The organism is Micromonospora sp. AMSO31t (genome assembly GCF_008868175.1).
Taxonomy (GTDB): domain Bacteria; phylum Actinomycetota; class Actinomycetes; order Mycobacteriales; family Micromonosporaceae; genus Micromonospora.
Map to the genome: position 1 here is coordinate 54,783 of NZ_WBKT01000002.1, position 26,214 is coordinate 80,996.

22 protein-coding genes and 2 pseudogenes are annotated in these 26,214 nt (G+C 70.1%); 8 read left to right on the forward strand and 16 right to left on the reverse strand.

Features of this window, described 5'->3' with window-relative positions:
* Positions 1-12: 12 nt before the first annotated feature.
* The gene (locus tag F8274_RS00755; protein WP_151460310.1) at positions 13-483 is read right to left on the reverse strand and encodes a transposase; all 471 of its coding nucleotides are present in this window, start codon (positions 481-483) and stop codon (positions 13-15) included.
* 9 nt (positions 484-492) lie between these two features.
* Positions 493-1,503, reverse strand: a complete 1,011-nt coding sequence (locus tag F8274_RS00760) for an SDR family oxidoreductase (protein WP_151460311.1) — start codon at positions 1,501-1,503, stop codon at positions 493-495.
* 238 nt (positions 1,504-1,741) lie between these two features.
* Between F8274_RS00760 and F8274_RS00765 the strand changes: the two genes are divergently transcribed.
* Positions 1,742-3,511 (forward strand): glycoside hydrolase family 15 protein, encoded by a 1,770-nt coding sequence (locus F8274_RS00765; RefSeq protein ID WP_151460312.1) that lies wholly within the window; start codon positions 1,742-1,744, stop codon positions 3,509-3,511.
* 11 nt (positions 3,512-3,522) lie between these two features.
* On the opposite strand, the gene F8274_RS00770 is transcribed toward F8274_RS00765, so the two are convergent.
* The 10 genes and pseudogenes from F8274_RS00770 to F8274_RS00810 form a co-directional block, all read right to left on the reverse strand.
* Positions 3,523-3,726, reverse strand: a complete 204-nt coding sequence (locus F8274_RS00770) for a PCC domain-containing protein (protein ID WP_151460313.1) — start codon at positions 3,724-3,726, stop codon at positions 3,523-3,525.
* Positions 3,727-3,786: 60 nt separating this feature from the next.
* Complete coding sequence (locus tag F8274_RS31050; RefSeq protein ID WP_192579643.1) at positions 3,787-3,936, reverse strand: hypothetical protein; 150 nt, start codon at positions 3,934-3,936, stop codon at positions 3,787-3,789.
* A gap of 10 nt (positions 3,937-3,946) precedes the next feature.
* On the reverse strand, positions 3,947-4,315 hold the full coding sequence (locus tag F8274_RS00775) for a hypothetical protein (protein ID WP_151460314.1): 369 nt from the start codon (positions 4,313-4,315) through the stop codon (positions 3,947-3,949).
* Position 4,316: 1 nt separating this feature from the next.
* Entirely contained in the window at positions 4,317-5,405 is a 1,089-nt protein-coding gene (locus tag F8274_RS00780) for an enolase C-terminal domain-like protein (RefSeq protein ID WP_151460315.1), read from the reverse strand.
* Positions 5,402-8,479 carry an FAD-binding and (Fe-S)-binding domain-containing protein gene (locus F8274_RS00785; protein WP_151460316.1) on the reverse strand — a complete coding sequence of 1,026 codons (3,078 nt, stop codon included), beginning with the start codon at positions 8,477-8,479 and terminating at the stop codon, positions 5,402-5,404. The genes F8274_RS00780 and F8274_RS00785 overlap by 4 nt, the downstream gene beginning before the upstream one ends.
* On the reverse strand, positions 8,476-10,242 hold the full coding sequence (locus F8274_RS00790; protein ID WP_151460317.1) for a thiamine pyrophosphate-dependent enzyme: 1,767 nt from the start codon (positions 10,240-10,242) through the stop codon (positions 8,476-8,478). Before F8274_RS00790 ends, F8274_RS00785 begins: the two co-directional genes overlap by 4 nt.
* A 496-nt stretch (positions 10,243-10,738) precedes the next feature.
* Positions 10,739-10,924 carry a hypothetical protein gene (locus tag F8274_RS00795; protein ID WP_151460318.1) on the reverse strand — a complete coding sequence of 62 codons (186 nt, stop codon included), beginning with the start codon at positions 10,922-10,924 and terminating at the stop codon, positions 10,739-10,741.
* A gap of 159 nt (positions 10,925-11,083) precedes the next feature.
* Positions 11,084-11,371, reverse strand: a complete 288-nt coding sequence (locus F8274_RS00800) for a transposase (protein WP_225853508.1) — start codon at positions 11,369-11,371, stop codon at positions 11,084-11,086.
* A gap of 76 nt (positions 11,372-11,447) precedes the next feature.
* A pseudogene (locus F8274_RS00805) lies at positions 11,448-12,300 on the reverse strand (IS5 family transposase).
* Between the two features lie 66 nt (positions 12,301-12,366).
* Positions 12,367-12,978, reverse strand: a complete 612-nt coding sequence (locus F8274_RS00810; RefSeq protein ID WP_151460320.1) for a TetR/AcrR family transcriptional regulator — start codon at positions 12,976-12,978, stop codon at positions 12,367-12,369.
* Positions 12,979-13,105: 127 nt separating this feature from the next.
* Between F8274_RS00810 and F8274_RS31055 the strand changes: the two genes are divergently transcribed.
* Positions 13,106-13,513, forward strand: coding sequence for a DoxX family protein (locus F8274_RS31055; RefSeq protein WP_192579645.1), 408 nt, complete (start codon positions 13,106-13,108; stop codon positions 13,511-13,513).
* A 130-nt stretch (positions 13,514-13,643) separates the two neighbouring features.
* Here F8274_RS31055 and F8274_RS00820 read toward each other — a convergent pair whose 3' ends face one another.
* The gene (locus tag F8274_RS00820) at positions 13,644-14,519 is read right to left on the reverse strand and encodes a transposase (RefSeq protein ID WP_225853509.1); all 876 of its coding nucleotides are present in this window, start codon (positions 14,517-14,519) and stop codon (positions 13,644-13,646) included.
* A gap of 104 nt (positions 14,520-14,623) precedes the next feature.
* Here F8274_RS00820 and F8274_RS00825 point away from each other — a divergent pair, with 104 nt between their 5' ends.
* The 4 genes from F8274_RS00825 to F8274_RS00840 all read left to right on the forward strand — a co-directional run bounded on the left by F8274_RS00825 (position 14,624) and on the right by F8274_RS00840 (position 18,814).
* A complete protein-coding gene (locus F8274_RS00825) occupies positions 14,624-15,163 on the forward strand; it encodes a PadR family transcriptional regulator (RefSeq protein ID WP_151460322.1) in 540 nt (179 codons plus the stop codon).
* Complete coding sequence (locus tag F8274_RS00830; RefSeq protein ID WP_151460323.1) at positions 15,160-15,888, forward strand: ABC transporter ATP-binding protein; 729 nt, start codon at positions 15,160-15,162, stop codon at positions 15,886-15,888. The genes F8274_RS00825 and F8274_RS00830 overlap by 4 nt, the downstream gene beginning before the upstream one ends.
* A gap of 1 nt (position 15,889) precedes the next feature.
* Complete coding sequence (locus F8274_RS00835) at positions 15,890-17,653, forward strand: FtsX-like permease family protein (RefSeq protein WP_151460324.1); 1,764 nt, start codon at positions 15,890-15,892, stop codon at positions 17,651-17,653.
* A 456-nt stretch (positions 17,654-18,109) separates the two neighbouring features.
* Positions 18,110-18,814, forward strand: coding sequence for a MarR family transcriptional regulator (locus F8274_RS00840; RefSeq protein ID WP_225853510.1), 705 nt, complete (start codon positions 18,110-18,112; stop codon positions 18,812-18,814).
* Positions 18,815-19,498: 684 nt separating this feature from the next.
* Here F8274_RS00840 and F8274_RS00845 read toward each other — a convergent pair.
* Together F8274_RS00845 and F8274_RS00850 are read right to left on the reverse strand one after the other, a co-directional pair.
* A protein-coding gene (locus tag F8274_RS00845; RefSeq protein ID WP_370518183.1) for an IS3 family transposase occupies positions 19,499-20,697 on the reverse strand; the annotation gives its coding sequence in 2 pieces (ribosomal slippage) (positions 19,499-20,409 and positions 20,409-20,697; 1,200 coding nt in all).
* A 74-nt stretch (positions 20,698-20,771) separates the two neighbouring features.
* A pseudogene (locus F8274_RS00850) lies at positions 20,772-21,113 on the reverse strand (helix-turn-helix domain-containing protein); the annotation flags it as partial.
* A gap of 2,456 nt (positions 21,114-23,569) precedes the next feature.
* On the opposite strand from F8274_RS00850, the gene F8274_RS00855 reads away from it, so the two are divergent.
* Positions 23,570-24,703, forward strand: a complete 1,134-nt coding sequence (locus F8274_RS00855; RefSeq protein WP_192579646.1) for an IS630 family transposase — start codon at positions 23,570-23,572, stop codon at positions 24,701-24,703.
* 340 nt (positions 24,704-25,043) lie between these two features.
* On the forward strand, positions 25,044-25,772 hold the full coding sequence (locus F8274_RS00860) for an alpha/beta hydrolase (RefSeq protein ID WP_151460326.1): 729 nt from the start codon (positions 25,044-25,046) through the stop codon (positions 25,770-25,772).
* Positions 25,773-26,045: 273 nt separating this feature from the next.
* Here F8274_RS00860 and F8274_RS31060 read toward each other — a convergent pair whose 3' ends face one another.
* Positions 26,046-26,192, reverse strand: a complete 147-nt coding sequence (locus F8274_RS31060; protein WP_192579647.1) for a hypothetical protein — start codon at positions 26,190-26,192, stop codon at positions 26,046-26,048.
* Positions 26,193-26,214: the final 22 nt, after the last annotated feature.

The window sequence follows — 26,214 nt, forward strand, 5'->3', positions numbered from 1 at the left end:
AGTGTCGGCGGTCTACCGGCGAGGCAGGCCGGCGGGAATGAGCTGCGCGAGCAGCGCGTGCAGGCGGTTGACCGTTTGAGTGCGGGTGCGGACCAGGTCGTCGCGGTGTTCGGTGAGGGCATGTAGCGCGGCGATAGCTTCGTCGATGACCGCGGCGTTGAGTCGGGTCGCGGTGTGCGCGGCGATGCCGACCGACAGAGCGTCCGCCTCATCGGTCTTGCGACCGTGCCCCGTCGACAGCATCCGGACCCGCCGGGCCAGCTTCGCCGGCACGTTGACGACGTCGACGGCGTCCGTGGCGAGCCGTGCGGTCAGGGGAGCGCCGAGGCCGGCCGCGCCTTGCACCGCCCAGCTCGCGTGTGGCCAGCGGCCGGCGAAGCGCCGCAGCTGCCGGTAGCCGTCGCGGTTGACCTCGGCGCGGACCGCGGCGAGTGGCTGGAGCCGATGGTCGACCGGACACCGGTAGTAGGCGCGGCCGACGATTCTGCGCGATCAGCGGTGACGCCAGGCGAGCACGCCGACCGTCGTACCGGCCAGCCCGGCAGCGGTGACCAGGCGGTGGCGGGACAGCCACGCCTGAGGGCTGCGACTGTGCGACCGTCGGGAGAAGTCACCGCGGGCGCCGTAGTCGTGCCCGCCCGGCCCGTCCAGCGGATGCCACAGGTTGTTCGGCCGGTCGTGGTCCGCGGGCCGTCCGGTCTGCTGCGACTGGTATCCAGTCCGGGCCAGGTACCGGTCGAGCAGCCCCGGCGCGATGCGATTGGCCAGAATGGTCAGCACCGTGGGCATGCCGACCCAGTACTCCCGGCGGTGGGGCCGGTCGGCCGCGGCGACGATCGCCCTCGCGGCGACTTCCGGCTCGTAGATCGGCGGGACCGGTTCTGCGTGGCGCGGCAGCCGCGACAGCAACCAGTCAAACTGCGGAGTGTTGACGGCCGGCAGATGCACCATCGTCACCTGGACCTTGCTGCGCTCATGCATCAGCTCGCAGCGCAGCGACTCGGTGAACCCGACGATCGCGTGCTTCGCCCCGCAGTACGCCGCCTGCAACGGGATGCCCCGATACGCCAGCGCCGAGCCCACCTGGACAATCGTGCCCCGGTTCCGCTTGGTCATGGAGGACAGGGCCACCCGGGTGCCGTGCACGTACCCCAGGTAGGTGACCTCCATGGCTCGCCGGAACTCCTCCGGCCGGGTCTCCTGGAACGGGGCGAAGACGGAAGTGAACGCGTCGTTGATCCACAGGTCGATGGGGCCTAGTTCTTCCTCGATGCGCCGCCCGGCGGCGACCACGTGCTCGTAGTCGGCCATGTCGACCTCGATCGGCAGCGGTCGTCCACCGGCGGCGCGCACCTCGTCGGCGGCGGCGTCCAATCCGACCTTTCCCCGAGCGAGCAGCGCGACAGCGATCCCCCGCTGGGCGAGCAGCCGCACCGTCGCCCGCCCGACTCCCGCACTCGCTCCGGTCACCACCGCCACCTGCACGTCGTGTCGCCGGCCCATGTTCCCTCCCTGACCTGGTGTCTTCTCATGCCGCTCTACCCGGCGTTGGCTTCCGCAGTCACCCGGCAGGGCCCGATCACCGCCACCGGCGTGTCAGCGGGTTCTGGCCGGGTACCCCCGGTGGGACATCGGCGACGCATAGGAGGTCGGGGGTGGCAGCAGTGCCGGAGCGGTACCTCTGGGCCGAAGGCATCGCGGAGTACCGCTCACAGCCATACCACCATCCGCGATGACACGGATGTCGGGTGAAGACGGCGGTTCGCGTACCGGCACGACACCGGCCGTGCTGCGCGACTACGCGCTGCTCGCCGACGGGCATCGAGGCGCGCTGGTCGGGCCCCGCGGAGATGTCGCGTGGCTTTGCGCACCGGGCTGGTCCGATCCGGCGGTGTTCAGCACCCTGCTCGGCGGGACGGGCCGCTTCCTGGTGGCCCCGGCGTCGGCCCGCTTCGTGTGGGGCGGCCACTACGAGCCGGGCTCGTTGATCTGGCGCAGTAGGTGGGTGACCGAGGACGGCATCATCGAGTCCCGCGAGGCCCTCGCCTACCCGGGTGAGGCGGACAGGCTGGTGCTGCTGCGCCAGGTCCGCGCCCTGGACCGCCCGGCCCGGGTGCGCATCGTAGTGGACCCGCGGGCCGACTATGGCCGGGCACCGGTACGAGATGCCCACCGCGACGCCGAGTGCTGGTGGGCCCGCACCGCGGGGCTGTACCTGCGGCTGCACGGCGGCGCCGATCTGCGTCGCGATCAGCAGGCGTTCCTCGCCGGCGAGGTGACCATCCTGGCGGGCGGCCACCATGATCTGGTGCTGGAACTCTCGGCTGCTCCCCTCGAACAGCCGTGCTCCCCGCCCGGGGAGCTGTGGCGGACAACCGAGCAGCAATGGGCGTCGACCGTCCCGTCGCTGGCCGGACCAGCACGGCGCGACGCCGCCCTCGCCTATGCGGTGCTGCGGGGCATGACCCGGCCTGGTGGCGGAATGGTGGCCGCCGCCACCACCGCCCTGCCCGAGCGGGCGATGGCCGGGCGCGACTACGACTACCGGTACGCGTGGATCCGCGACCAGTCCTTCGCCGGCCAGGCCGCCGCGCTGGCCGGCGAGTACGACCTGCTCGACGATGCCGTCGCGTTCCTCACCGACCGGGTGCTGGCCGACGGGGACCGCCTCGCCCCGGCGTACACCGTCGGCGGCGATCCGGTGCCGCACGAGCAGAAGCTGGCTTGGCTACCCGGATACCCGGGCGCGGACGGGCGCACCGGCAACTGGGTGCGCGACCAGTTCCAGCTCGACGCCTACGGCGAGGTGCTGATGCTGCTGGCCGCCGCGCAACGGCACGACAGGTTGGACAGCGACGCGCACCGCGCCATGGAGCTGACGGCCGCCGCGATCGGCCGGCGCTGGTCACAGCCGGACTCGGGCATCTGGGAGCTGCCGCCCCGGCAGTGGACCCACTCGAAACTGACCTGCGTGGCCGGTTTACGGGCCGCGGCCCGGAGCGCCGCGCCGAGGCTGGCGGCCAGCTGGTCGGCGCTGGCCGACCGGATCCTCGCCGACGCCGCCGCGCACGGTCTCGCACGGGACGGGCACTGGCGGCGCGCCTACGACGACGAACGGGTCGACGCTGCTCTGCTGCTGCCCGGCATCCGCGGCGCTCTTCCCCCGGAGGATCCGCGCACTGACCGCACCCATCGGGCGGTCCTCATGGACCTGGCCGAGGACGGCTACCTGTACCGGTTCCGGCCTGACCGGCGGCCGCTCGGCGACGCCGAGGGGGCGTTCCTGCTCTGCGGATTCGCCGCAGCCCTGGCGGCCTGGCAGGCCGGTGACACGGTCGGGGCCAACCGGTGGTTCGAACGCAACCGAGCCGCATGCGGCCCACCGGGGCTCTACACCGAGGAGTACGACGTCCGTCAGCGCCAACTGCGCGGCAACCTGCCGCAAGGGTTCGTGCACGCGCTGATGTTGGAGACCGCCGTGACGCTCGGCCAGGTTGATCCCTGCCACTGATCGGGGGCCGGCTATCGGCCAGGGCCGGCCATGAGGGTCAGCCCGCTCTCCGGATCGACCCGCTTGGGCAGCCCTGGCGCGACTTCCGTGACGATCACCTTGAGCGTCGGCCACAACCGGGCGGACAGCAGGTGTCCGCCCATTGTGCTGCCGTCGGTGCGCCCGAGCACCGCGTGCACGTGCGGCACCGGCTCGCGCCGCGGCGGCCACGTCACCCATCAGGGACAGCACCGCCGTACGGGGATGCGCCGGTAATCGCGCCGCTTCCGGTCCAACTAGCCGAGGTCAGCCTCCTGGAAGCCGCTTACGGCGGTCACCCGGCCGGCGCGCAGGTTGTGCCGGCGCAGCGCAGCGCCGACGGCGGTGACCGACTCCTCGCCCTTGTCGCAGACGACGACCAGGACACGGTCGGTCGGTCGGTGCACGTTCCCGCTCTTATGGTTCTCCTCGGCGTCGAACGACGACGGCACCTAGCACCGCCCAGGCGGCGGCGACCGCGGCGTCGGTCATCGCGGCATGCCGCTGCCGACGGTCGGCGGCGGCGAGGGCGACCGCCGTGATCGAATGGAGGCCGTCGGCCACCGTGCCGACGGCGAACACGCCCGGCGTGGGCCGCCGGACGGTCATGACGGCCTGGACGACGTGCCGGGCCCCGAGCACCCGCAATGTCACGACCGCGCCGGTGGTGGTCGGGCCCACCGGTCGGAGCATCCGGCCGGGCGCCAGCAGCAGAACAGCACCCCAGGTCAGCCGCGCCGCAACCGGCACACCCCACAGTGGTCGCTCGTCGACCCGGAGATGCATCTCAGGCCACCCGGTACTGCTGCGCGCGATCGGGCCGGAACTCCACGCCGTTGCCGGGGCGGTCCAGCGGCACGCGGGCGGCACCGCCGGTGGCCGGCATCGTGCCGTCGAAGAGCATCGACTCGATGCGGACGTGGTCGTGGAACCACTCGAGGTGCCGCAGGTTGGGGATGGCGGCGGCGACGGGCAGGTGCTGGTGCGGCGCGCAGTGCCCGGACACCTCCAGCCCTGCGGCGTCGGCGACCGCGGCCGCCCGCAGGAACTCGCTGATCCCACCGCAGCGGGTGACGTCGATCTGCAGGCAGTCCACGTACGGCGCCATCCGGTGGAAGTAGACCAGGTCGTAGCCGTACTCGCCCGCCGCCACGTCGGGCGTGACATGGTCGCGGACCAGGCCGAGGCCGGGCAGGTCGTCTGAGCTGACCGGTTCCTCGTACCAGCGCACGTCCAGGTCCGCCGCGGCATGCGCGACCCGGATCGCCTGCTTGCGCTGGTAGGCGCCGTTGGCGTCGACGTACAGCTCGGCGTCGTCGCCGATGGTCCGCCGTGCCGCCGCCATCCGGGCCAGGTCCCGCGCCACTTCCGTGCCGCACGACTCCCCGACCTTGATCTTCACCCGCGGAATGCCCTGCTCGTGCACCCAGCCGGCGAGCTGCCGGTGCTGCCGCTCGTCGTCGTAGGTGGTGAAACCGCCGCTGCCGTAGACGGGCACCTGCCGGCGGGCGGCGCCGAGCAGGCGGGCGAGTGGCAGGTCGTGCCGGCGGGCCTTGAGGTCCCACAGGGCGCAGTCGGCGGCGGACAGGGCGAGCCCGGCGACCCCGGGCCGGCCGGCGTTGCGCAGCCGCCGCTGCATGCTTGTCCAGGCCGCCGGCACGTCATCTGGGTCCAGGTCGGCGACGACCGGCGCGAGCAGGTCCGTGACGACCGGGCAGACGGCCTGCGGCCCGTACGTCCAACCGATCCCGGTGTGCCCGTCGGCGTGGGCCCGGACCAGCACCAGGGTGGTGCTCGTCCAGGCCAGGGTGCCGTCGCCCTCCGGAGCGTCGGTGGGAACTCGGTACGCCTCGGCGGCGAGCCGGATTCCGGTCATCGGATCCTCCGGCGGAGCAGCGCGGCCAGCGGGGCGAGCGCGGTCGCCCCGACCAGCCCGGCCGCCGCCCATCGCGAGATCACCGACGGCCGGCGCGGACGGTCGCCCCAGCTTTCCTCCGGCCGGTCGGGCACGGTGTCGTGGTGCAGGCCGGCGCGCAGCAGCTCGGCCAGGTGGATCGCGGACCGCCCGCCGGAGGCGCTCTGCTCTACCTGGGTGCGGCAGCTGAACCCGTCGGCGAGGATCACATCCGTCTCGGCGGCGTCCCGGACGGCGGGCAGCAGCACCCGCTCGGCACAGGCCTCGGACACCTCGTAGTGTCCCTGCTCGAAACCAAAGTTCCCGGCCAGCCCACAGCAGCCCGAGTCGAGGAACTCCGCGTCCACTCCGGCCTCGGCCAGAACGGCCTGATCGGCGGCGGTGCCGAGGATCGCGTGTTGGTGGCAGTGGGTCTGGATCAGGGCGTGCGCCGGGATACGGGGTGGCTGCCAGCCGGGGCTGTGGTCGTGCAGCAGTTCGGCCAGAGTGACGGTCTGTTCCCGCAGTCGGGTGACGTCGTCGTCGGCCGGGAACAGCTCGTGCGCGTCGCTGCGGAACACCGCCGTGCAGCTCGGTTCCAGGCCGACCACCGGGGTGCCGGCCCGCAGGTACGGACGCAGCACGTCCACGGTGCGGCGCAGCACCCGCTTGGCGACGCCGAGCTGTCCGGTGGAGATCCAGGTCAGTCCGCAGCACAGCGGCTGGTCCGGCACGCACACCCGCCAACCCGCCGCCTCCAGCACCTCGACCGCCGCCCGCGCCACCCCGGGGTGGAAGTGGTTGGTGAAGGTGTCCGGCCAAAGCACGACGTCACCCCGTGACCCGTTGCCGGTCGAGGTGCGTCGGGCAAACCAGTGCTGGAACGATTCCCGCGCGAAGACGGGGATGTCCCGGCGCTGGTCGATTCCGCCCACGGCTTTGGCCAAGCGGTTGAGCCCGGGTGCGTGGACCAGCGCGTTCACCGTGCGCGGCAGGCGCGCGGCCACGGTGGCGGCCACGGGCAGCCAGCCCATTGAGTAGTGCGCGCGGGGACGCAGCCGGCCGGCGTAGTGGTGGGACAGGAACTCGGCCTTGTAGGTGGCCATGTCCACGTTCACGGGGCAGTCGGCCTTGCAGCCCTTGCAGGCCAGGCACAGGTCGAGCGCGTCGCGCACCGCCTCGGAGCGCCAGCCGTCGCCGATCGTGCCGCCGCGCGCGGTGCCGTCGAGCATCTCGAACAGCAGCCGGGAGCGGCCTCGGGTCGAGTGTTCTTCCTCCCGTGTGACCATGTAGGAGGGGCACATCACGCCCCCCTGGTGGCGGCGGCACTTGCCGACGCCCACGCAGCGCAGCACCGCGTCGCCGAAGCTGCCGCCGTCGTCCGGGTAGGCGAAGACGGTTTCGACGCCGCCGTGGTCGTAGTCGACGCCCAGCCGCAGCCGGCTGTCGAGGGGGTAGGGCGGCACCACCTTGCCCGGGTTCATCCGGTCGTCCGGGTCGAAAATCGCCTTGAACTGGCCGAAGGCCCGGATCAGCCGGTCGCCGTACATCTTCGGCAGCAGCTCGCCGCGGGCCTGCCCGTCACCGTGCTCGCCGGAGAACGAGCCGCCGTAGGAGACGACCAGGTCGGCGGCGCGTTGGATGAAGGAGCGGAAGTCGCGGACGCCGTCGGCGGTGCGCAGCCGGAACGGGATGCGGGTGTGCACGCAGCCCTGCCCAAAATGCCCGTACAGAGAGGCCTGCTCGTAGCCGTACTCGCGGTAGAGCCGCTGCAGATCGCGCAGGTAGGCGCCGAGCCGGTCCGGGGCGACCGCGGAGTCCTCCCAACCGGGCCAGGTGTTCTCCGAGTCCGGTACGTGTGCGGTGGCACCCAGGGCGGAGTCGCGGACCGCCCACATCCGCTTCTCGTCCGCGGGGTCGGCGAACTCGTGCACCGTCGGTCCGCCGTCACGGCGAACCGCGGCGATCAGCCGGTCGGCCGCCGCACGGACCTGCTCCGGCGTGTCCCCGCCGAGCTGAACCATCAGCCAGGCGCCACCCCTGGGCAGTTCATGCAGGGCGTGCGGGTGCAGGCTCTTGCGCCGCTCGAAACTGACCAACTTGTCGTCGATGCCCTCCAACGCGATCGGCTGGTGCTCCAGCACCCGGGGCACGTCGTCGGCGGCGGCGGCGATGTCCGGGTAGCTGAGAAACACCATGGCGTCGGCCTTGATGATCGGCACCAGCTTCAGCCGGGCACGCAGGATGGTGACCAGGGTGCCCTCGGACCCGACCAGGGCCTGCGCGACGTGGAAGGTCTTCTCTGGCAGCAGGCTGTCCAGGTTGTAGCCGGAGACCCGGCGCGGGATGTGCGGATAGCGGGTGCGGATGTCGGCCAGGTACTCGTCGCGCAGGGCCCGCAACTGCCGGTAGATCACCGCCTTGCGGCCGCCGTCGCGCTGGATGCGGGCGTACTGTTCGTCGGTGGTCTCCCCCACCCACATGCGGGTGCCGTCGTAGAGCAGCACCTCCAGTTCGACGATGTTGTCGACCGTCTTGCCGGTGCGCTGGGCGGTGGCGCCGCAGGAGTTGTTGCCGAGCATCCCGCCCAGCGTGCAGTGGTTGTGGGTGGCCGGGCGAGGGCCGTACTCCAGTCCGGTCGGCTTGAGCCGCGCATTGAGTTCGTCGAGCACGATGCCGGGTTCCACCAGGCAGGTCCGGTTGTCGGCGTCGACATCCAGCAATCGGTGGCAGTACTTGGACCAGTCGAGGATCACGGCGGTGTTGGTGCACTCGCCGGCCAGGCTGGTCCCGCCGCCGCGCGAGGTCAGCGGCGCGCCGTGGCGACGGCAGACGGCCACGGCGGTCATCGCCGCCTCCACGGTGCGGGGCACCACGACGCCGAGCGGCACCTGCCGGTAGTTGGAGGCGTCGGTGGAGTACGCGGCGCGGGAGCCGGCATCGAACCGGACCTCACCGTCGACCTCCGCGCGCAGGTCCGCGGTGAGGGCGGACAGGTCGACGTCGCGGGCCGGCTCGGGTGGGCGCAAGACCGGGTCGGGCAGCACCTCGGTCATGACCGCAGCTCGTTGATCTTGTCGCGGGCGACCGTGGCGAGGGTGGCGACCTTGTGCGGCTGGCCGCGCAGGAACGCCTCGGTGAAGTGCTTCGCCTGATCGTACTTGACCTTGCCGGGCATCGGCGGCTCGTTCGGGTTGACGTCGCAGTCGATCAGTGCCGGGCCGGGGTGCGCGAGGGCCTCCCGGACGGCGCCGGGCACGGCCTTGGCGTCGGTCACCTTGACTCCGAACGCACCGCAGCCGCGCGCCCAGGCGGAGAAGTCCGCCTCCGGCTGGCGGTGCCGCACCGCGTACTCGGGGTAGCCGAGGATGATCTGCTCCCACAGGATCTGCCCGTAGGAGTTGTTGTTGTTGATCACGACTTTGATCGGCAGCTCGTGCCGGACCGCGGTGAGGAACTCGGCCATCAGCATGGCGAAGCCACCGTCGCCGACGAACGCGATCACCTGGCGGCCGGGGTAGGCGTGCTGCATGGCGATGGCGTACGGCAGGCCGGGCGCCATGGTGGCCAGGTTTCCCGACAGGTAGAACTCGCGGTCGCCGCGGATCGTCCAGTGCCGCGCCGACCAGGTGGCGATGGTCCCGGAGTCACAGGTGAGGATGGCGTCGTCGGCGGCGGCCTCGTCGATGCAGCCCATCAGGTACTGCGGCGCGATTGGCGACCGCTCGGGGTTCACGAGGCTCGTCATGTCCGAGCGCCAGGCGGTCATCTTGCGCTGGTACTTCTCCAGGAACGAGCGGTCCGGGGCGTGTTGGAGCATGGGAAGCAGGTCGCGCAGCGCCAGGCGGGCGTCCGCGCAGACCGGGGCTTCGACCGGCAACCGCATGCCGATGAGGCTGGGGTCGACGTCGATCTGCACCACCTTCGCCTGCCCCGGGCCGGGCAGATACTTCCCGTACGGGAAGGAGGTGCCCACCATCAGCAGCGTGTCGCACTCCTCCATCAGCTCCTCGCTGGGCGCGGTTCCGAGCAGGCCCAACCCGCCGGTGGTCAGCGGATGGTCGTCGGGCACCACCAGCTTGCCCGGCAGCGTCTTGACGATCGGGCTGGCCAGGGCCTCGGCCACCGTGAGCACCTCCTCGCGGGCCTCGCGGGCGCCGACGCCGACCAGCATGGCCACCTTCCGGCCGGCCTTGAGCACCTCGGCCGCCTTGGCCAGTTCCCGCGGGTTCGGCGGCAGTTGCGGGTACGACATCAGGGCCGCGCTCATCGGGGGCTTGCCGGGGCTGACATGCCGGTACGGGTCCTCGGTGGCGGGCGCCACCTGCACGTCGTTGGGGAACGTCAGGTGCGACACGGTCCGCTTGCTCAGCGCGTTGCGGATCGCCAGGTCCACCACGGCCGGCATCTGCTGCGGGTTGGTGACCATCAGGTTGTACGCCGCCAGGTCCTGGTAGAGCTGGGTGGTGTGGACCTCCTGCTGGTAGTGCGCGCCCAGCACCGAGGTCTCCTGCATGCCGGTGATCGCCAGCACCGGCACATGGTCGAGCTTGGCGTCGTAAAGCCCGTTGAGCAGGTGGATCGCCCCCGGCCCGGAGGTGGCCGCGCACACCCCGAGACGGCCGGTGGCCTTGGCGTAGCCGGTGGCCATGAAGGCCGCCGCCTCCTCGTGGTGCACCAGCACGAACCGCAGCTTCTCCCGCTGCCGGCGGAATCCCTCCATCAGGCCGTTGATGCCGTCGCCGGGCAGGCCGAACACGGTGTCGACTCCCCACTCCACCAGCCGTCGGGCCAGGCTCTCGCCCACGATCTCCTGCACGTCGTCCTCCTCGTTTCCGGGGTTCGTCCGACCTCACCCCACTCCCGCCGCACGGCGATGGCGTTCACCGCTGTACCGGACAGGCCAGGCCAGGGCGGACAGGCCGGGCTACCCGGCAATCCCGGGCGCAAACCAGCCGGGGCGGCCGGTTTCGGCCCGCCGTAGTCACCGGCGCTGCTCGTCCCGGGCAGCACCGACAGCGCCCCCGGCCCTACAGGACCGCGAGGTGCCTCGCGGCGCGCGCGAACCCGACCAGGTAGTGGGGCGGCGGCGGGCCGGGCACTCGTCACGTGGTCGGCGGCGGGGTAGGCGAGCCCGCCAGTCCGCCTCCTGCTCGGTCAGCACGAGCAGGTGAGCCAGGTCGGTAACCAACTCCAGGACGACATGCGCGAGCCCGCGCAGCAGGCGGCCGACCCGATTGCTCAAAATCGCCACACCGGCCGGCTCGTCGCGGTAGCGCCAGCGCCAACCCACGCCGGTTGCTGGGCTCCTGACCTCAGGAGCGGCGCCAGGACTGGGCCATCAGGTAACCGAGGAGGAGGCCGGCTGCGAGCGTGACGGCAGCACGAGGGCCGACGGCCGAGCGAAGCCTCCCGAGACCAGCTCTCGGGTCCACCACGCTGCCGGCCACATCGCCCGCAGTGCCGACCAACACGTCACCGAGCTTGCCGAGGTTCATCATCCCCATCATCCTTGTGGCCGCCGGTACCCGGCGGGCCGGCGACGTAACTTCTCACCCGGTCGAGCCGGTAAAGAGCCCATCCCGCTGCCCTCAGGCTTCACCAGGCCGCTGCGACGACCCGGCGGGAGCGGTCTCTCACCCCTCCTCGATCAATCAGCGCTACATGGCGCACAGCTCCGCCGCGAAATACGCGCTCGCGGCCTTCGGGATCTCGTTCGCCCGCCGCAACTCGGCGACTTCCCTGCGCAGCCGGCGGTTCTCCTCGGCCATCTCGCTGGTTGTCCGATCGGTGCGCTCACCCGCGTCGGCCTCGGCCTGACGGACCCAGCTCGTGAGCGCCTCATGATGAACGCCGAGCTGCTCGGCCAGGCGCCGGATCACACAACCCTGGGCCACGGCGTTGCCGAGGCAGGCTTCGCCAACACTTGCAAGCGAAATCGGGCACACGGGTTGCTGCGGGCGAAGCGTGATTCCGGACCACGACCGGCTAGCTGATACCGCCCAGCCACGCCAATAAGAGCTCCTAACTCTTTGAGCGGTGGAGTCGGCGCCAGCAGATGATGGCGCAGGCGAGGGTGAGGAAGGCTTCGTGGATGTCGTCGCGGATCTCCCAGCGGATGCGTAGGCGACGGAACCAGTGCAGCAGGGCGATGGTCTGCTCGATGACCCACCGTCGGGTGCCGAGGCCGGAGCCGTGGCCGGTGCCGCGGCGGGCGATGACCGGGGTGATGCCCTTGGCTCGCAGGTCCCGGCGGTAGCAGTCGTAGTCGTAGCCGCGGTCGGCGTAGAGCCGCTTCGGTCGTTGTCGGGGTCGACCGCGGATGCCTCTGATGGTGGGATCTTGTCGACCAGGGGCATCAGTTGGGTGACGTCGTGGCGGTTGCCGCCGGTCAGGCTGACGGCGAGGGGGATGCCGCCCGCGTCGGTGATGACGTGGTGTTTCGAGCCCGGGCGGCGGCGGTCGACCGGGCTCGGACCGGTTTTGGGCCGCCCTTGAGCGCCCGGACGTGGGAGCCGTCGATCACCGCCCGGGACATGTCCAGCTGGTCCGCGGCCCGTAGTTTGCCGAGCAGGACTTCGTGCAGTCGCTGCCACACGCCGGCGTCGTTCCAGTCCCGCAACCGGCGCCAACAGGTCATCCCCGACCCGAAGCCGAGTTCCTGGGGCAGGTACTCCCACGGGATCCCGGTGTAGAGCACGAACAAGATCCCGCACAACACCTTGCGGTCATCGAGGGGCTTACGGCCCGGGAACCGGTGCCTGCGCGGTGGACGGGGCGGCAACAGCGGCTCGATCTCCGCCCACAACTCGTCCGAGACGACCCACGGCGGCTGCTCACCCCTCCTCACGGCCGAGCACTCTAGTCGATCGTCCATGAAGGACAAATCCTAGATCATTCTGTTAGGAGTCCTAAGTAGCCGCGATCCGCGCGTTACGCAATGTCACGGCGTGTCGGGAAGTCGGCCGCCGGTGCCGAGCACGTGGGCGATGACGTCGTCGATCAGCCGTGGGGGGATGGGCTGGTGGGCGACGAAGCGCCGGTAGAAGAACGGGCTCGTGAGCAGGTCGATGGAGAGCTCCGGGTCGAGATGGTGGGGCAGTTGGCCGCGTTCGCGGGCGCGGGTCAACGCGACGAGCAGCGGTTCGCGGCGGCGCCGGGTCAGGTCGGCGTGGAGGGTCGCGAGGGTGGGGTCGCGTTCGGCGGCGTCGATGAAGGCGGCGAGCAGGCGCGGGAACGGGGTGCGGTCGAGCAGGGTGACGAAGGCGGTGAGGAGCTGGGCGACGTCGGTCTCCACGCGGCCGGTGTCCGGCACGGGGAAGGGCTGGAAGGTGGCGTCCATGGCGTCGACCAGGAGCGCGCCGGCGGTGGGCCAGTGGCGGTAGACGGTGGCCTTGCTCGCGCTGGCGCGCCGGGCGACGGCCTCCATGGTGAAACCAGCCAGGCCGTGCTCGTCGAGCACCTGCAGGGCGGCCTGGAGCACCCGTTGCCGGGCGCCCGCGCCGCGGGAGATCGGCTCCCGGGGATCGCCGTCGGATCGAGGACCGTTGGCCATTGCCTCACCTCGATCGAAACGGTACCGTACTCACTACAAGAGAACGGATCCGTATCGATCGGAGAACCCGATGGTACGTGCGACAGCCGCTGCGTCCGGGCCGGCCGGCGGAGGCACCGGGGTCGGAATGGCGACTGCCGGGCCGAACGCCCCGTCACCTGCCGCGCGACCCCGCTACCGCACCGGTGCCTACTGGCTGGTCACCGCAGTCGTGGTGGGCGAGTGCGCAGTCGGCGGCACGATGGACCTGTTCCGGGCCCCGCCCTTCTATCCCGCGATGATCGGCCTGGGCTACCCCGGCTACCTGGCCACCATCATGGGCACCGCGAAGCTCATCGCGGCCGTGGTGCTGCTGGCGCCCCGGCTGCGTCGGCTCAAGGAGTGGGCCTACGCCGGCGTAATGATCAACATGGTTGGTGCTGCCGCTTCCCACCTCGCCATGCACCAGGCCCTGGGCAACCTCATCGCTCCGACAATGTTCGCAGGACTGGCCATGCTCTCCTGGGCGTGGCGTCCCACCACACGCCGACTCTGAGGAGAACTCACCACCCTGCACCGGCTCCTCGTCCCCGCCGGCGGCGACTGAGCCCCGTACGCGGCCGGGGCTGGGGACCGGACAGTCCCCGTGTCGGTCGCCGAGTGCGCGGATCTGGCTCCCCTCTGTGTCAAGACACCGCCGGGAGGAGAGTTCTATCCTGGGTCTCGGCGGGTCCGGGAAGTGACTTCTCCGAAGAGCCGGCTGGGGGATGCGAGTCGGTCGCGCTGGAGCCAGTTGCCGTTCCCCGTTGTCCTCCCGGGCCCGCTGCCGCGGTGGCTGTGGCATCGTCGTCGGACAGGCGTCGTTTCAGGGCGCGCATCGCTTCCATCGATGTCTTGCCGGCGGCTTTCTTGCGGTCGAAGTAGGCGCGGCCTTCGGTGGGGTTGCGGAGCTGGACGGTGGCCATGATGTGCAGCACCCGGTTGATCTGCCGGTTTCCGGCTCGGGAGAGCCGGTGGCGTATCTGCTCGCCCGAGGACGCGTCGATGGGGGCGGTGCCGTTCCAGGAGGCGAAGTGGGCCCGGTTCGGGAACCAGGTGATGTCACCGACTTCGACCAACAGCCGGGCGGCGCCGGAGGGTCCGATGCCGTGCAGGTCGATCAGCGTGGTCCCGGTGGACGCCACGAGCTCCTTGAGTTCCTTGTCGGCTTCCTTGGAACGTCGGTAGACGCGTTCGAGGTCACCGATCAGCTCCGCGGCGACCCGGCGCCGGGTCTTGCCGACCATGTCACGGGGCCGGACCGTGGCCAGCAGTGTCTTGGCCTGGGCGGCGGACAGACTCTTCTTCGCTCCACCCGGGATGAGTTCCAGGAGCAGTTGGTGCAGTTGGGACACCATTCGGGTGTGGTCCTCGCCGAGGGAGCGGCGGCGGTCGACCAGGATCCGCAACAGGGCGAGTTGTTCGTCGTTGACGACGGGACGCAGTCCGGCCATGCGGGTGCCGACCAGCGCGATGGAGTGGGCGTCGGCGGGCCAGAGCATCTGGCACTGCGCGCAGAACACCCACTCAGGTTGGTAGCGGCTGCGTCCGTAACCCCGTCGCCGGATTGACAGCGCTATAGCTACCGGCTATCTATTAGCGGTCTGGAAAGAAGGGGTGTGCCTGGGTGCAGGACGTGGTGCTGGCCATGCTGGCGAAGGAGCCGGCGCACGGGTACGAGTTGCGCGGCCGGATGCGTGACGCGCTCGGCCCGATCGGCGACGCGATGAACGCGGGGCAGATCTACGTGGCGCTGGCCCGGCTGGGCAAGGCCGGACTGGTGACCTCGGAGCGCGCCGAGGGCCTGCCGGACCGGCCTGACCGCCGGGTCTACGCGCTGACCCCGGCCGGACAGCAGCGGGTCGCGGGCTGGCTGACCGAGGTGAGCTGGCCGAAGCCGGACCTTACGGAGTTTCATCTGAAGCTGGTGGCCGCCGCGGCCGGAAGACTGGCGGATCCCGTGGCGCTAGTCGACGCGCAGCGGCGCGAGGTGCTGCGCCGGCTGCGCGACACCCAGCGCGCGGCGCTGGACCGGTCGGTGGATCCGGTTGCCGCGTTGCTGCTGGAGGGTGTGGTGCTGCGGCTGCGGGCCGACCTGGAGTGGCTGGAGGCATGCGAGCGCATGTGGGCCGAGCGTGATCGGACTGGGCGAAAGGCGGAGACATGACCGGATCGATGGCGCTGCGGGCCCGTAGGCTGACCAAACGGTACGGCTCGAACAACACGCTGGTGCGCGCGGTCGACGAGGTCGACCTGGACGTGCCCACCGGACAGACGTTGGCGATCATGGGGCCGAGCGGCTGCGGCAAGTCCACCCTGCTGCACCTGCTCGGCGGGCTGCAACGCCCGACCGACGGGCAGGTGTGGCTGGCCGAGCACCGCATCGACACGATGACCGAACGGGCCCTGGCCCGGCTGCGGCGCGACGACGTCGGGTTCGTCTTCCAGTCATTCCACCTTATGGACGAGCTCACCGCAGTGGAGAACGTCGAGCTGGCCGCGCTGCTGGCCGGCCAGTCACCGGGGCGGGCCCGCAAGCGGGCGATGTACCTGCTGGACCGGGTCGGGCTTGCCGACCGCGCCGCGCACCTGCCCTCGGCGTTGTCCGGTGGGCAACGCCAGCGGGTCGCCATCGCCCGCGCGTTGAGCAACGAGCCGCTCGTCGTGCTGGCCGACGAACCAACCGGCAACCTGGACAGCGCCGCCACCCTGGAGGTACTGCGGCTGTTCGAGGAGTTGCACGCCGCGGGACAGACCCTCGTGGTGGTCACCCACGACGCCCGCATCGCCGCGGTCGCCGACCGGGTGATCTCCATGCGCGACGGGGCGTTTGCCGACGACAACCGATTCGCCAGCACCGCTACCGGCACCGTCTACGACGGGCGGCGCTGACATGTCCGGCCGCATCCTGCTCGTCTGCCGGCTACTGATGCGCGACTTGCGCCGCCGCCGAACCGAAACCATCCTGCTCCTGGTCGCCATCACCGCCGCCACCGCCACGCTGACCCTCGGCCTCACCCTCAACGAAGTAGCCGACCGGCCGTACCAGCAGACCCGGAGCGCCACGGCCGGCCCGGACGTGATCGTGACGCCCCGGGCCACCGGTCAAGCCGCGTTGGACGAGCTCGCATCGCTGACCACCGGAGCCGGCGTCACCGATCACAGCGGCCCCTTCCCGATCGCCTACCTGACGATGACGGCCGACGGCACATCCGCGCACGCCGTCGTCGAGGGCCGGGACACCGCACCCGTATCCATCAACCGGCCCGCCGTAACCGAGGGCACCTGGGTACGCCCCGGCGGCGTGGTCGTCGAGCGTGCCTTCGCCGACGCCCTCGGCATCCGCGTCGCCGACACGATCAGCGTCGACGGCCATCCATTTCGCGTGGTCGGGACCGCCGTCACCGCCGCGAGAGCGACCTATCCGTACGCCGGGTGGCACTACCCGGGGAGCGTCCTGGTCGAACGCGGCGGCCTCGTCTGGGTGGACCGCAGCGACATGGCCACGCTCGCGGGCGGCCAGCCGCTGTCGTACACCCTCAACCTCAAACTCGCCGATCCGGCGACCAGCACCACGTATGCCGTCGGCGACCAACTCACCATCTGGCAAGCGATCGACCACCTCAACGGTCGGCTGTACGGCGACGCGCAGATGACGCTGTTCGTCGGCAGCTGGCTGCTCAGCGGCCTTGCGCTGGCCGGCGTCGCCGGCATCGTCGCGGGCCGGATCATCGGCCAGCGTCGCCGGGTGGGGCTGCTCAAGGCCGTCGGCGCCGGACCGGCCATGATCGCCGCCGTCCACCTCGCCGAGTACCTCGTGATCGGGCTTGCCGCTGCCGCCACGGGCCTCGCCGCGGGCTGGTTCGTCGCACCCGTGCTGATCCGCCCCAGCGCCGGACTCATCGGCTCCGTCAACGCCCAGCCACCCGCGCTGCGCACGGTGGTCGCCGTCACGGCTCTCGCCCTCACGATCGCTGTGGCGGCGACTCTGGTACCGGTGGTGCGCGCCGCCGCCACCAGCACCGTCCACGCGCTGGCCGACGCTGCAACGCCACCGCGGCGCCGACGGTGGCCTATCTGGCTGTCGCGGCAGCTGCCCACCGCCCTGCTGATCGGGGTGCGTATCAACGCCCGACGGCCGCGCCGTGCCCGGCTGGTCACAGTGAACACCCTGATCACCACGACCGCACTCGTCGCCATGCTCATGGTCAACACCCGTGTGGAGCACTTCGACCTCGGCTACACGAAGCTCGCCAACCCCCGCAGCGAGCGAATGGACCAGGCCCTGCTCGTCGTAATCGTCGTGCTGTGCATCCTCGCGCTCATCAATGCCATCGTGAGCACCTGGACCGCAGTCCTCGACGCCCGGCAGCCGCTGGCCGTCGCGCGGACGCTCGGCGCCACGCCCGGGCAGGCCGGCGTGGGCCTAGCGGTAGCGCAACTGCTTCCCGCCATACCCGGCGTCGTCGCGGGGATCCCGGCCGGCATCGGGCTCCTCACGTTCGTCAGTACCGGCGAGTTCCAGTACCCACCCAATTCCTGGCTGCTCGGCACCGCACTCGGAGTCCTGCTCGCCATCGCCGCGCTCACCGCCATTCCCGCAATGGTTGCCACACGGCGCCCGGTCGTGGACACACTCCAGTCCGCACCGACCTGACAGCCGTCAACGGTTGTAGTGCCGCTCGCGGCCCTACAACAGAACCGAACCGCGGAGCAAGACCGCCATCGCATCCAACGCATCAGCCACACCGACACAATTCGCACTGATCTGGCTCCCCTCTGTGTCATCCATGAGCTCCGCACAGCGATCAACGGTCAGGCAGGCCGATGCCGTAACGCCACGGGCGGGTATAGCGGACGGTATGCGCATGAGAGTGAGTCTGATCTTGGCTGGGATGATGTCGGCCGGAGTTGTCGTATCCGGGCGGCGTTGTTCGTAGCTGGTGTGAGAGGCCGCCCAGAGGGCGCGGTCACGACCAAAGGAGATGTCGACCGATGCGGCACCCACTGGCCAAGATCCATCGCATGTTCGAGCTCGTCGAGCCGATCGCCACCGTCACCTTCTCCGAGGTGCCGAACGAGGCGTTCCTCGCCCGTATGCGCAACTACTGGGATGGATAACTTCGCGGGCCGGGCCGCGCCGCTGGGCCTGGCGCCGGCCGAGGTGGTGCACGCGGTCTTCTACAACTTCGCCGACGGCGAGGTGGCGCGCCACCTCCCGTGGGTCTGGGGGAAGATCACCCCGCAGGAGGCGATCGCGGTGCGCGAGCGGGGCAGCACCGCAGCGCTGCGGCAGAGGATCGGGCAGCTCGCCGACTCCCCCGATCTGGTGCGGGTTGCCGACCTCGCCACCCGAGCAGCGGTCAGCGCGCCGACCGAGGGCCGCGCGCTGTACGCAGGACTCCGGGCGCTCGACGTGCCCGCGGAGCCGGTGGCCAGGCTCTGGCACGCGGCGACGCTGCTGCGAGAGCACCGCGGGGACGGCCACAACGCCGCCCTCCTCACCCACGGCATCGGCGGCACCGAGGCACATGTCCTGCTCGCTCTCTCCCTCGGAATGCGGGCGGAGGAGTTCGGCCGGACACACCACCTGCCCAAGGCACAACTCGCCGGTGTCGTCGACGGGTTGCGCCGCCGCGGCCTCGTGGACGCCGCCGGCGGGTTCACCGACGCCGGCCGCCAGACCAAGGAGCGGATCGAGGCCCTCACCGACGAGCTGGCCGCGCCGGCGTACGACGTACTCACCGCCGACGAGCTCGACGAGCTGATCGCAGGGCTCGAGCCGATCGCCGCCGCGGCACAGGAAATCGACGACTGAGCGGGCGCGTCAGGCGACGGCCACGAGATCAGACGGTTGCGGCGCGTAGTCATTCGCGTGCCCTGTCCGGCAGCGAGCGCACTGCGGCAGATGGGCACGCCCAGACGCGTCGCGTGAGACTGATCGTGTGACCAATCGCCTCGTATAAGAAGTCACGGGTGCCCGACCCTGGGTGTGCCTGCCCACTCCGCAGGCTTAAAGCCGAACCCACGCTCCGAGTCGTTTGGCTGGAGCACCGTCGATGAAGGCTGCGATTGCCTCTGTTGCCTTGGCCACGCTGGAGACGAAGCCACCCGAGAATGTGCCGTCGCCGCCGAGCACCGGGAGTTCGACGGTTTTCGTCGCGGGCAGCACGCCATCCCCAGGAAGAAGGCGGCAGTCGTCCGGGGGGATGCTGCCGTTGATGGATACGACTCGTTCCACTTCCGGGATTGCCGCTGGCGGTGGGACTGCGGATGCTGGGCGGGCGTCGCGGATGCGGGCGCAGGCGGTGGGCGGGAGTGGGCAACGCAGGGTGCGGCGCAGCTGCCCTGCCTCCTCGATGACGTGCAGGAGGATTCCGTCGAGGCGGACCCGGACTCGTTGGCCAGCCAAAGGCATGCCGACGCTGATCTGACGGCCGCCGATGCTGATCCCGCCGCAGGGTCGATGAGGGGGCTTGACCCCTGATCCTGGACACGGGGGTTATGCGGCCGGGGCCAGCGTAGTCGGTGCTGGCCGGGGGCTCTTCTCGTAGGTGATCGGTGGCTGCTGTCCGAGCCGGGAGTGGCGTCGGACGGTGTTGTAGCGGTGCAGCCAGCGGAACGCGGTCAGCCGGGCTTCGCGTTCGTCGGTGAAGGCGCGGCGGCCTTGCAGGGTTTCGCGTTTGAAGGTGGCGTTGAACGACTCCGCGGCCGCGTTGTCGGCGGAGCTACCGACCGCGCTCATCGACTGCCGGACCCCTGCCGCGGTGCAGGCGGCGGCGAAGGCCCGAGACGTGTACTGGGCTCCGTGATCCGTGTGCATGATCGCCCCGTCGAGGCTGCCCCGGGTGCGCTTCGCGGCGTGGAGGGCGTCGATGACCAGGTCGGTGCGCATGTGATCGGCGATCGCCCAGCCCGCCAGGCGCCGGGAGTGCAGGTCGAGGACGGTGGCCAGGTAGAGGAACCCGCGGTCCCCGACCGGCAGGTAGGTGATGTCGCCGACGTAGCGCTGATTCGGCTCCGGGGCGGTGAAATCCCGGCCGATCAGATCCGGGGCCTTCGCCGCGGCCGGATCCGGCACCGTCGTACGCGATCGTCGGCGCAGCCGCAGCCCTTGCACGCCGAAGCGGCGCATCACCCGCGCGACCCGCTTACGGTTGATCGCCAGACCGGCATCGCGGAGTTCGGCGGTGATCCGCGGTGCCCCGTAGGTGCCGTCATGAGCGGCGTGCACCGCCCGGATCCGGCCCACGAGAGCCGCATCCGCGGCCTCCCGGGCGGCCCGCGCTTCGGCGGCCGATCGCCAGTAGTAGAAGCTCGACCGGGACACCCCGATGACCTTGCACAACCGCTTCACGCCGAAGCGCTGCTGATGGTCGGCGACGAACTGGAAGCGGTTCACCAGCGCGTCTCCCCGGCGAAATACCGGGCCGCCTTCCGCAGAATGTCCCGCTCCTCCTCCAGCTCCCGGACCCGCCGCCGCAACGCGGCGTTCTCGTCCTCCACCGACCCGGCCGCCGGCGACGCCGCCGGCCCGGCCGCTGCACCCCGACGTTGATCATCAGCGCGGACCCAACTACGCAACGTCTCCCGATTGACCCCGAGATCGTCAGCGATCTGCGCGATCGTCGCCCCCGGCCGAGACCGATACAACGCCACCGCATCGGCCTTGAACTCGGCAGGGTAGTGCTTGTTCGCCATCTGTCAGGGACTCCTGATCTCCCCGGACCATCACGATCCAAGGCTCAAGTGTCCAGGACCAGGGGGCAACTCCCGAGGCCGTGTCGGACCAACACCCGGTAGATAGTGCTCAGCGATGGAACCGGTCCGGGGCAACCGCGGCGGCCCAGTTCGTAGTGCAACCGCCGTTGGCCCCAGCGGGGATGGTTGCGGCGCAGTTCGCAAATCAACGCCTCTACCTCGCCAGGAGTCTGGGCGGGATGCGCATGCGGTCGGTGCGATCGATCGGCCAGGCCCTCCAGGCCGTGATCGTGATACCAGCCCAACCAGCGGTGCACCGCCTGGCGTGAGACGCCGAACCGTCCGGCGACCTCGGTCACGGACAGGCCAGCCTCGGCTTCCAGCACTGCGCGGTAACGCTGCTCAGTCACGCTCATCTCCACCAGCACTCGGCGGAGTGTCACCCATCAAGTGAAGCCACCGTGTAACGCATCAACCGGAGTCGGACACCGGCTGCCGGCGATGTGGTTAAAAGTTTCTGTACGTCTTCAAGGCGGCCCTGAACGGGCCGCGCGCCCCGCCGCCTGGGCGCGCGTCCGTCGCTCCGCTGTCGCTCCACGCCGGCCGCGCAACACACCCGGCGGGCTGGCGCGGAGAGCGGAAAGCCCTGGGGCCGCCGCAGACAGTAGCGCCGAGAGTGGTGAGGTTCGCGGCCAGCAGTCGGCCGAGGCGCGGCAGCGGTCGCACCGCCGCGCCGTAGGGCGACTCACCGCCGGCCGTGGTGGGGATGCGGCGCGAAGGATGCGGGGCCGCACCTCCGACCTCAAGGGCGCTTCGCGTCGCTACGCGACGGCCCTCGGGGCCGCCCTTGACCCCGGAGCCTCTGCGGCCCCTCGGGCCGGCGTTGCCGGCAGGCGGGGGCCTGCCCGTGATGCTCGCGCCGCATCCCCACCCCAACCTCGTCGCACGCGTCGCTGCGTTCGTCTCGGCGCCAAGGATGACTTGACGCCACATCGGCTGCTGGATGTCCCCGGGACCCTCTACTGGGCCGCCTCACAGCCGGACCTGTCCACCCTGGCCGACTACGGTTAAGAAGGCGGTGGCCCAGGGCACCGACACCCCGTACAAGCAACCTGCCGACGGCCGCCGCCTCGCCGTCGACAACCGCACCTACAACGCCGTCTTCGATCTATGCGATGCTTTGGAGAACGCGCTTCGTGATCCTGGTCGGCCGCTGGCGCACTACACGACATACCACCGCCCGCCCCCGACATCTCGGCGACATCGTCCGAGCCGCGCTCCACCTCACCCACCGCGAATACCGATACCTACCGGACCCTTGTTCAGATCACTTTACTGCGTTTGACGCCCGTATCCATCCCGATAGGGGTACGACGCGTTGCAAGCCTTTGTGGAGTAGTTTCCGATCGACACCCAGGGGCCATAGTACGTGTAAGAACGGTTGGAATCGTTCCAGCAGCGGACCCAGACCCGGTAAGTACCGGTGCCACCGTCGCAGCGAGTCGTAGCACCGGGATAGGTGGAGTACGGATAATCGCTAGTGCTGAGGATGCAGTTCGTCGGCGCGGCGGAAGCCGCCACAGGAGTAAGGGTGACGGCCGCAACCGCCGCAGCCAGAGAAAAGGCCAATTTCCCTACCGTGATTCTGATCATGAGATAAGACCCTAGCACTCTAACTAGGTCACGTCCACATTGGAAGGAACGAGACCAACGGTAGTTCACCACCTTCGACGGGGGGCCATCGTCACCAGGACGCACCGGAGCCCGGCTTGGAGGTGAGACGAGGCCCTTCTGGCCTGCACCCTCGTTCGTGGCAATGGCGAGCCGCTCGACTCTCCACCGCTCACTCGGTTAAGAGCGAGGCTCGGAGTTTCGCAACCCCGACGGCGTAGACCGCAAGACCGCCGACATCGCCACCCAGCACCCGAACTGCACAGGCAAGCCAACGAACGGCGGCCGATGAGGTTCGGAACATGCACGGAATGACCAAGTGCATCGCTGGCAAACGTCCGGTCGTATGCACTGGTTGCAGGAGGGTCTGCGTAGGAACCACTAGACCATTCCTAAACCGTGTGCGTCGACGCCGCCTCGGGGACGACTGGGTGCGGCAGATCCTCTCGGGGCACAGATGGGGCACAAGACACCGTCAAACGTTGGCAAGCAGCCGGCAGTACTGTGAGGTACCAACGCCGCCTGACTGGGCCGCTGGCATGTCGGTGCAGGTCATCGGCGAGCCGGTCTAAGTTCCGCTTCAACTCCTCGACGTATCGGCCCTGCTCGTCGCCGGGCTGACCGACGTCGCTAGCCTGTGTCCGATCTTCGAGAGGGTGGGTGCGATGCGCCGCTGGCTTGTGACGCCTGCCGTGATGGTCCTCGGGCTGTTCGCAGCCGGCTGCGGCACGTGGTGGGCACTGCGGACCCGGTTGACAACACCGGGCAGGTCTGTAGCAACTTCCGCTCGGTCTTCGGCCGGTACTCGGACGGCGATTCTCCAGAGCGGCTCGCCTACGTACAGGCGGTGGAAGCGGACTACAACGGCAACGGTAAGCCGGGTGCAGCAAGCGCGGCGAAGGCTGCCTACTTCCAGGCATGGGCTCGCGACCTTCGTCCAGTCGCACACGCGAGTAACCCGGCGCTCAAGACAGCTCTGAGCCGGGCGGCCGATGCCCTTGACGCGGCGGCCGATGGGCGCGCCTTGACCGCGGCGGACTTGAACAACACTTGGCAGCCGCTCCTCGATACCTGTGCGGAGACATCACCTGGCGCCTCGCCCAAGAGCTAGTGCCGTAGCAGGCAACGTTTGCCCTGTTGTGATGTGAAGCGCCGCCCGGGGTCCCGCACGGTCTGCCGTGCGGCCGCCATCGGTGTGCGGGTGGCTGAACGAGTACGTGTACGCGAGATCGACGAGGACGAGGGCGCCAAGCTTCTGCGGATCATCCGCAGGGGCAGTGGCTCAGTGGTGACCTGGCGGCGGGCGCGGACGGTACTGCTGTCCGCCCAGTGCATGCCGGTAGTGAGAATCGCCGAGGTCACCTTCACCAGCGCAGACCGGGTCCGGGACGAGATCCACGACTTCAACGCCGACGGCTTCGCCTCCCTCTACCCGAAGTACGCCGGCGGCCGCCCGAAGACGTTCACGCTGCCCGAGCGCCGCGAGATCAAGAAGATCGCGAAGTCCAAGCCGACCGAGCATGACCTGCCGTTTTCGACTTGGAGTCTGACCAAGCTGGCGGACTTCCTGGTTGCCGAGGGGGTGGTCGACGACATCAGCCACGAGGGCCTGCGCATCCTGCTCCGCGAGGAAGGCGTCTCCTTTCAACGCCTGAAGACCTGGAAGACCTCCCGCGACCCGGACTACGCGGCCAAGAAGGCCCGCGTCGAACACCTCTACGCGATCGCCGACGGCGAGGTCATACCCGAGGAGGACGAGCCCGAAGTCATCTTCTGTATGGACGAGTTCGGACCCCTCAACTTGATGCCCCACCCCGGCCGGCAGTGGGCCGAGCGCGGTGGTAAGCACAAGGATCCCGACCGGCAGCCGCGCCGCAGGCGGCGGGCGACCTACAACCGCTACGGCGGAGTGCGCCATCTATTTGCTGCCTATGACCTGGGCAAGGACAAACTCTACGGCCACATCAAGCCGGTCAAGAGGCGCACCCAGTTCCTGGAGTTCTGCCGATACCTGCGCACCCTCTACCCGCCGACGGTCCGGATCGCGATCGTCTGTGACAACTTCTCCCCTCACTTGACCACGAGGAAGTGCCGCCGCGTGGCCGACGGGGCCGCGTCGAACAACGTCGAGATCGCCTATACCCCGACGAACAGCTCCCGGCTCAACCGCATCGAGGCCCAGTTCACGGCCCTGCGCTACTTCACCCTCGACGGCACCGACCACGCTACCCACAAGGCGCAGGCCAGCATGATCCGCCGCTACATCATCTGGCGAAACCGCCACGCCGCCGACGAACACCTTCGCGCCGTCGTTGCCAGGGCGAACGCCGCATAACCGGCCACCGCCGCTCGACGGGCGACGTGCATCCGCCCCGATACTGGCCGTCGTGAAGTTAGACAGACGACGGCGTGATCGGTCCATGGCTGAACAGGAAGAAGCTCGGCGCCTGCTTGATGCCTTCGAGACCTGCCGACACATGACCGGACAGGCCGCAAAACCCATTGGCGGACCACGGCGACCACTGCTACCTTTCCGGAGGCCGTGCGAGAGAACAAGGAGGTGGTACCCATGAACGCAGTATCGACATGGGTGCTCCCCTCTGGGGTCACGGTCGGGCGATAGCGATAGGTCGTCCGGGAGCGCCGTTTCATGAGCACTCCCGAAAGGCACGACCATGCAATTCACTTCCGAACAACGCCTCGACGACGGCGTCCTCGAGCGCGGATTCACCCTCGGCGAGATCCCCGGCATCCTATGGACGCCCGCCTCCGCACCGGCCCCGCTGATCCTACTCAGCCCCCCTCCTCTCGGGCTGCGCAAGACGTACCCCCGCCTGGTGGCCCGAGCCCGACACTCCGCGGCGGACGGCTTCGCCACGGCCACCATCGAGCTCCCCGGAAGCGGCGACCGGCCCCGTTGGCCCGCCGCCGAGCAGGCCCTCGCCGACCTGCGCCGGGCGATGGAGGCCCGCGAGCCGGTCAGCGACGAGATCATCGACGCCCTCATCCTCCCCCTGGTCGACAAGGCGGTCCCGGAATGGCAGGCCGCCCTGGACGCCCTCCTTTCGCTGCCCGAGATCGGCGGCCCGGTCGGGTACTCGGGGGGAGTGATCTCCATCGGGACCCGGCTGGCAGCGGTCGAGCCGCGCATCGCGGCCGCCGTCCTGTTCGCCGGGAGTTTCGTGCCCCGCGCCATGTTCGAGGAGGCCCGCCGGGTCACCATTCCGCTGCACGTCCTGCTGCAGTGGGACGACGAAGGGAACGACCGGCAGGCGGCCCTGGACCTGTTCGACGCCTTCGGCTCCAAGGAGAAGACACTGCACGCCAACATGGGCGGGCACACCGGCGTCCCGCAGTCCGCAGGCGACGAAGCGGGCCGATTCCTCGCCCGGCACCTGAAGTGAGGCCAGCCCGTCGGGCCGGCAGCAGACGATAGGAGCTGCCGGGTCACGATGCCGCCATCGAGGACAGGCCCTCTCCTCGATGGCGGCGGCCAGCAACCCGACCGGGCGCGTCACGAACTACAGGGCGAACATTGCCTGATGCGGCACTATCAGGTCTAGCAGGGCGTCATGGAGGCGTCCGGTGCTGAGCAGGGAAGTGAGCGTCATGACGGCGCCGTCCTCGTGTGCGCCGGTGGATCGGCCTGGGCCGTCTGGCCGATCCACCGGCGGTCGTCAGCGACGCGGGGCGCGCCGGCGCGGCAGGCGCCGGAAGGCGATCACCACCGCGACGCCGAAGCCGATGAGGGCCGCCGCGAACTTCAAGCTGATTGTGACGTAGGGCAGCCAGGCCCAAATGTTGTGCCAACCAGGGGTGACCATCGTTTCCTCCTCCGAACGAAAT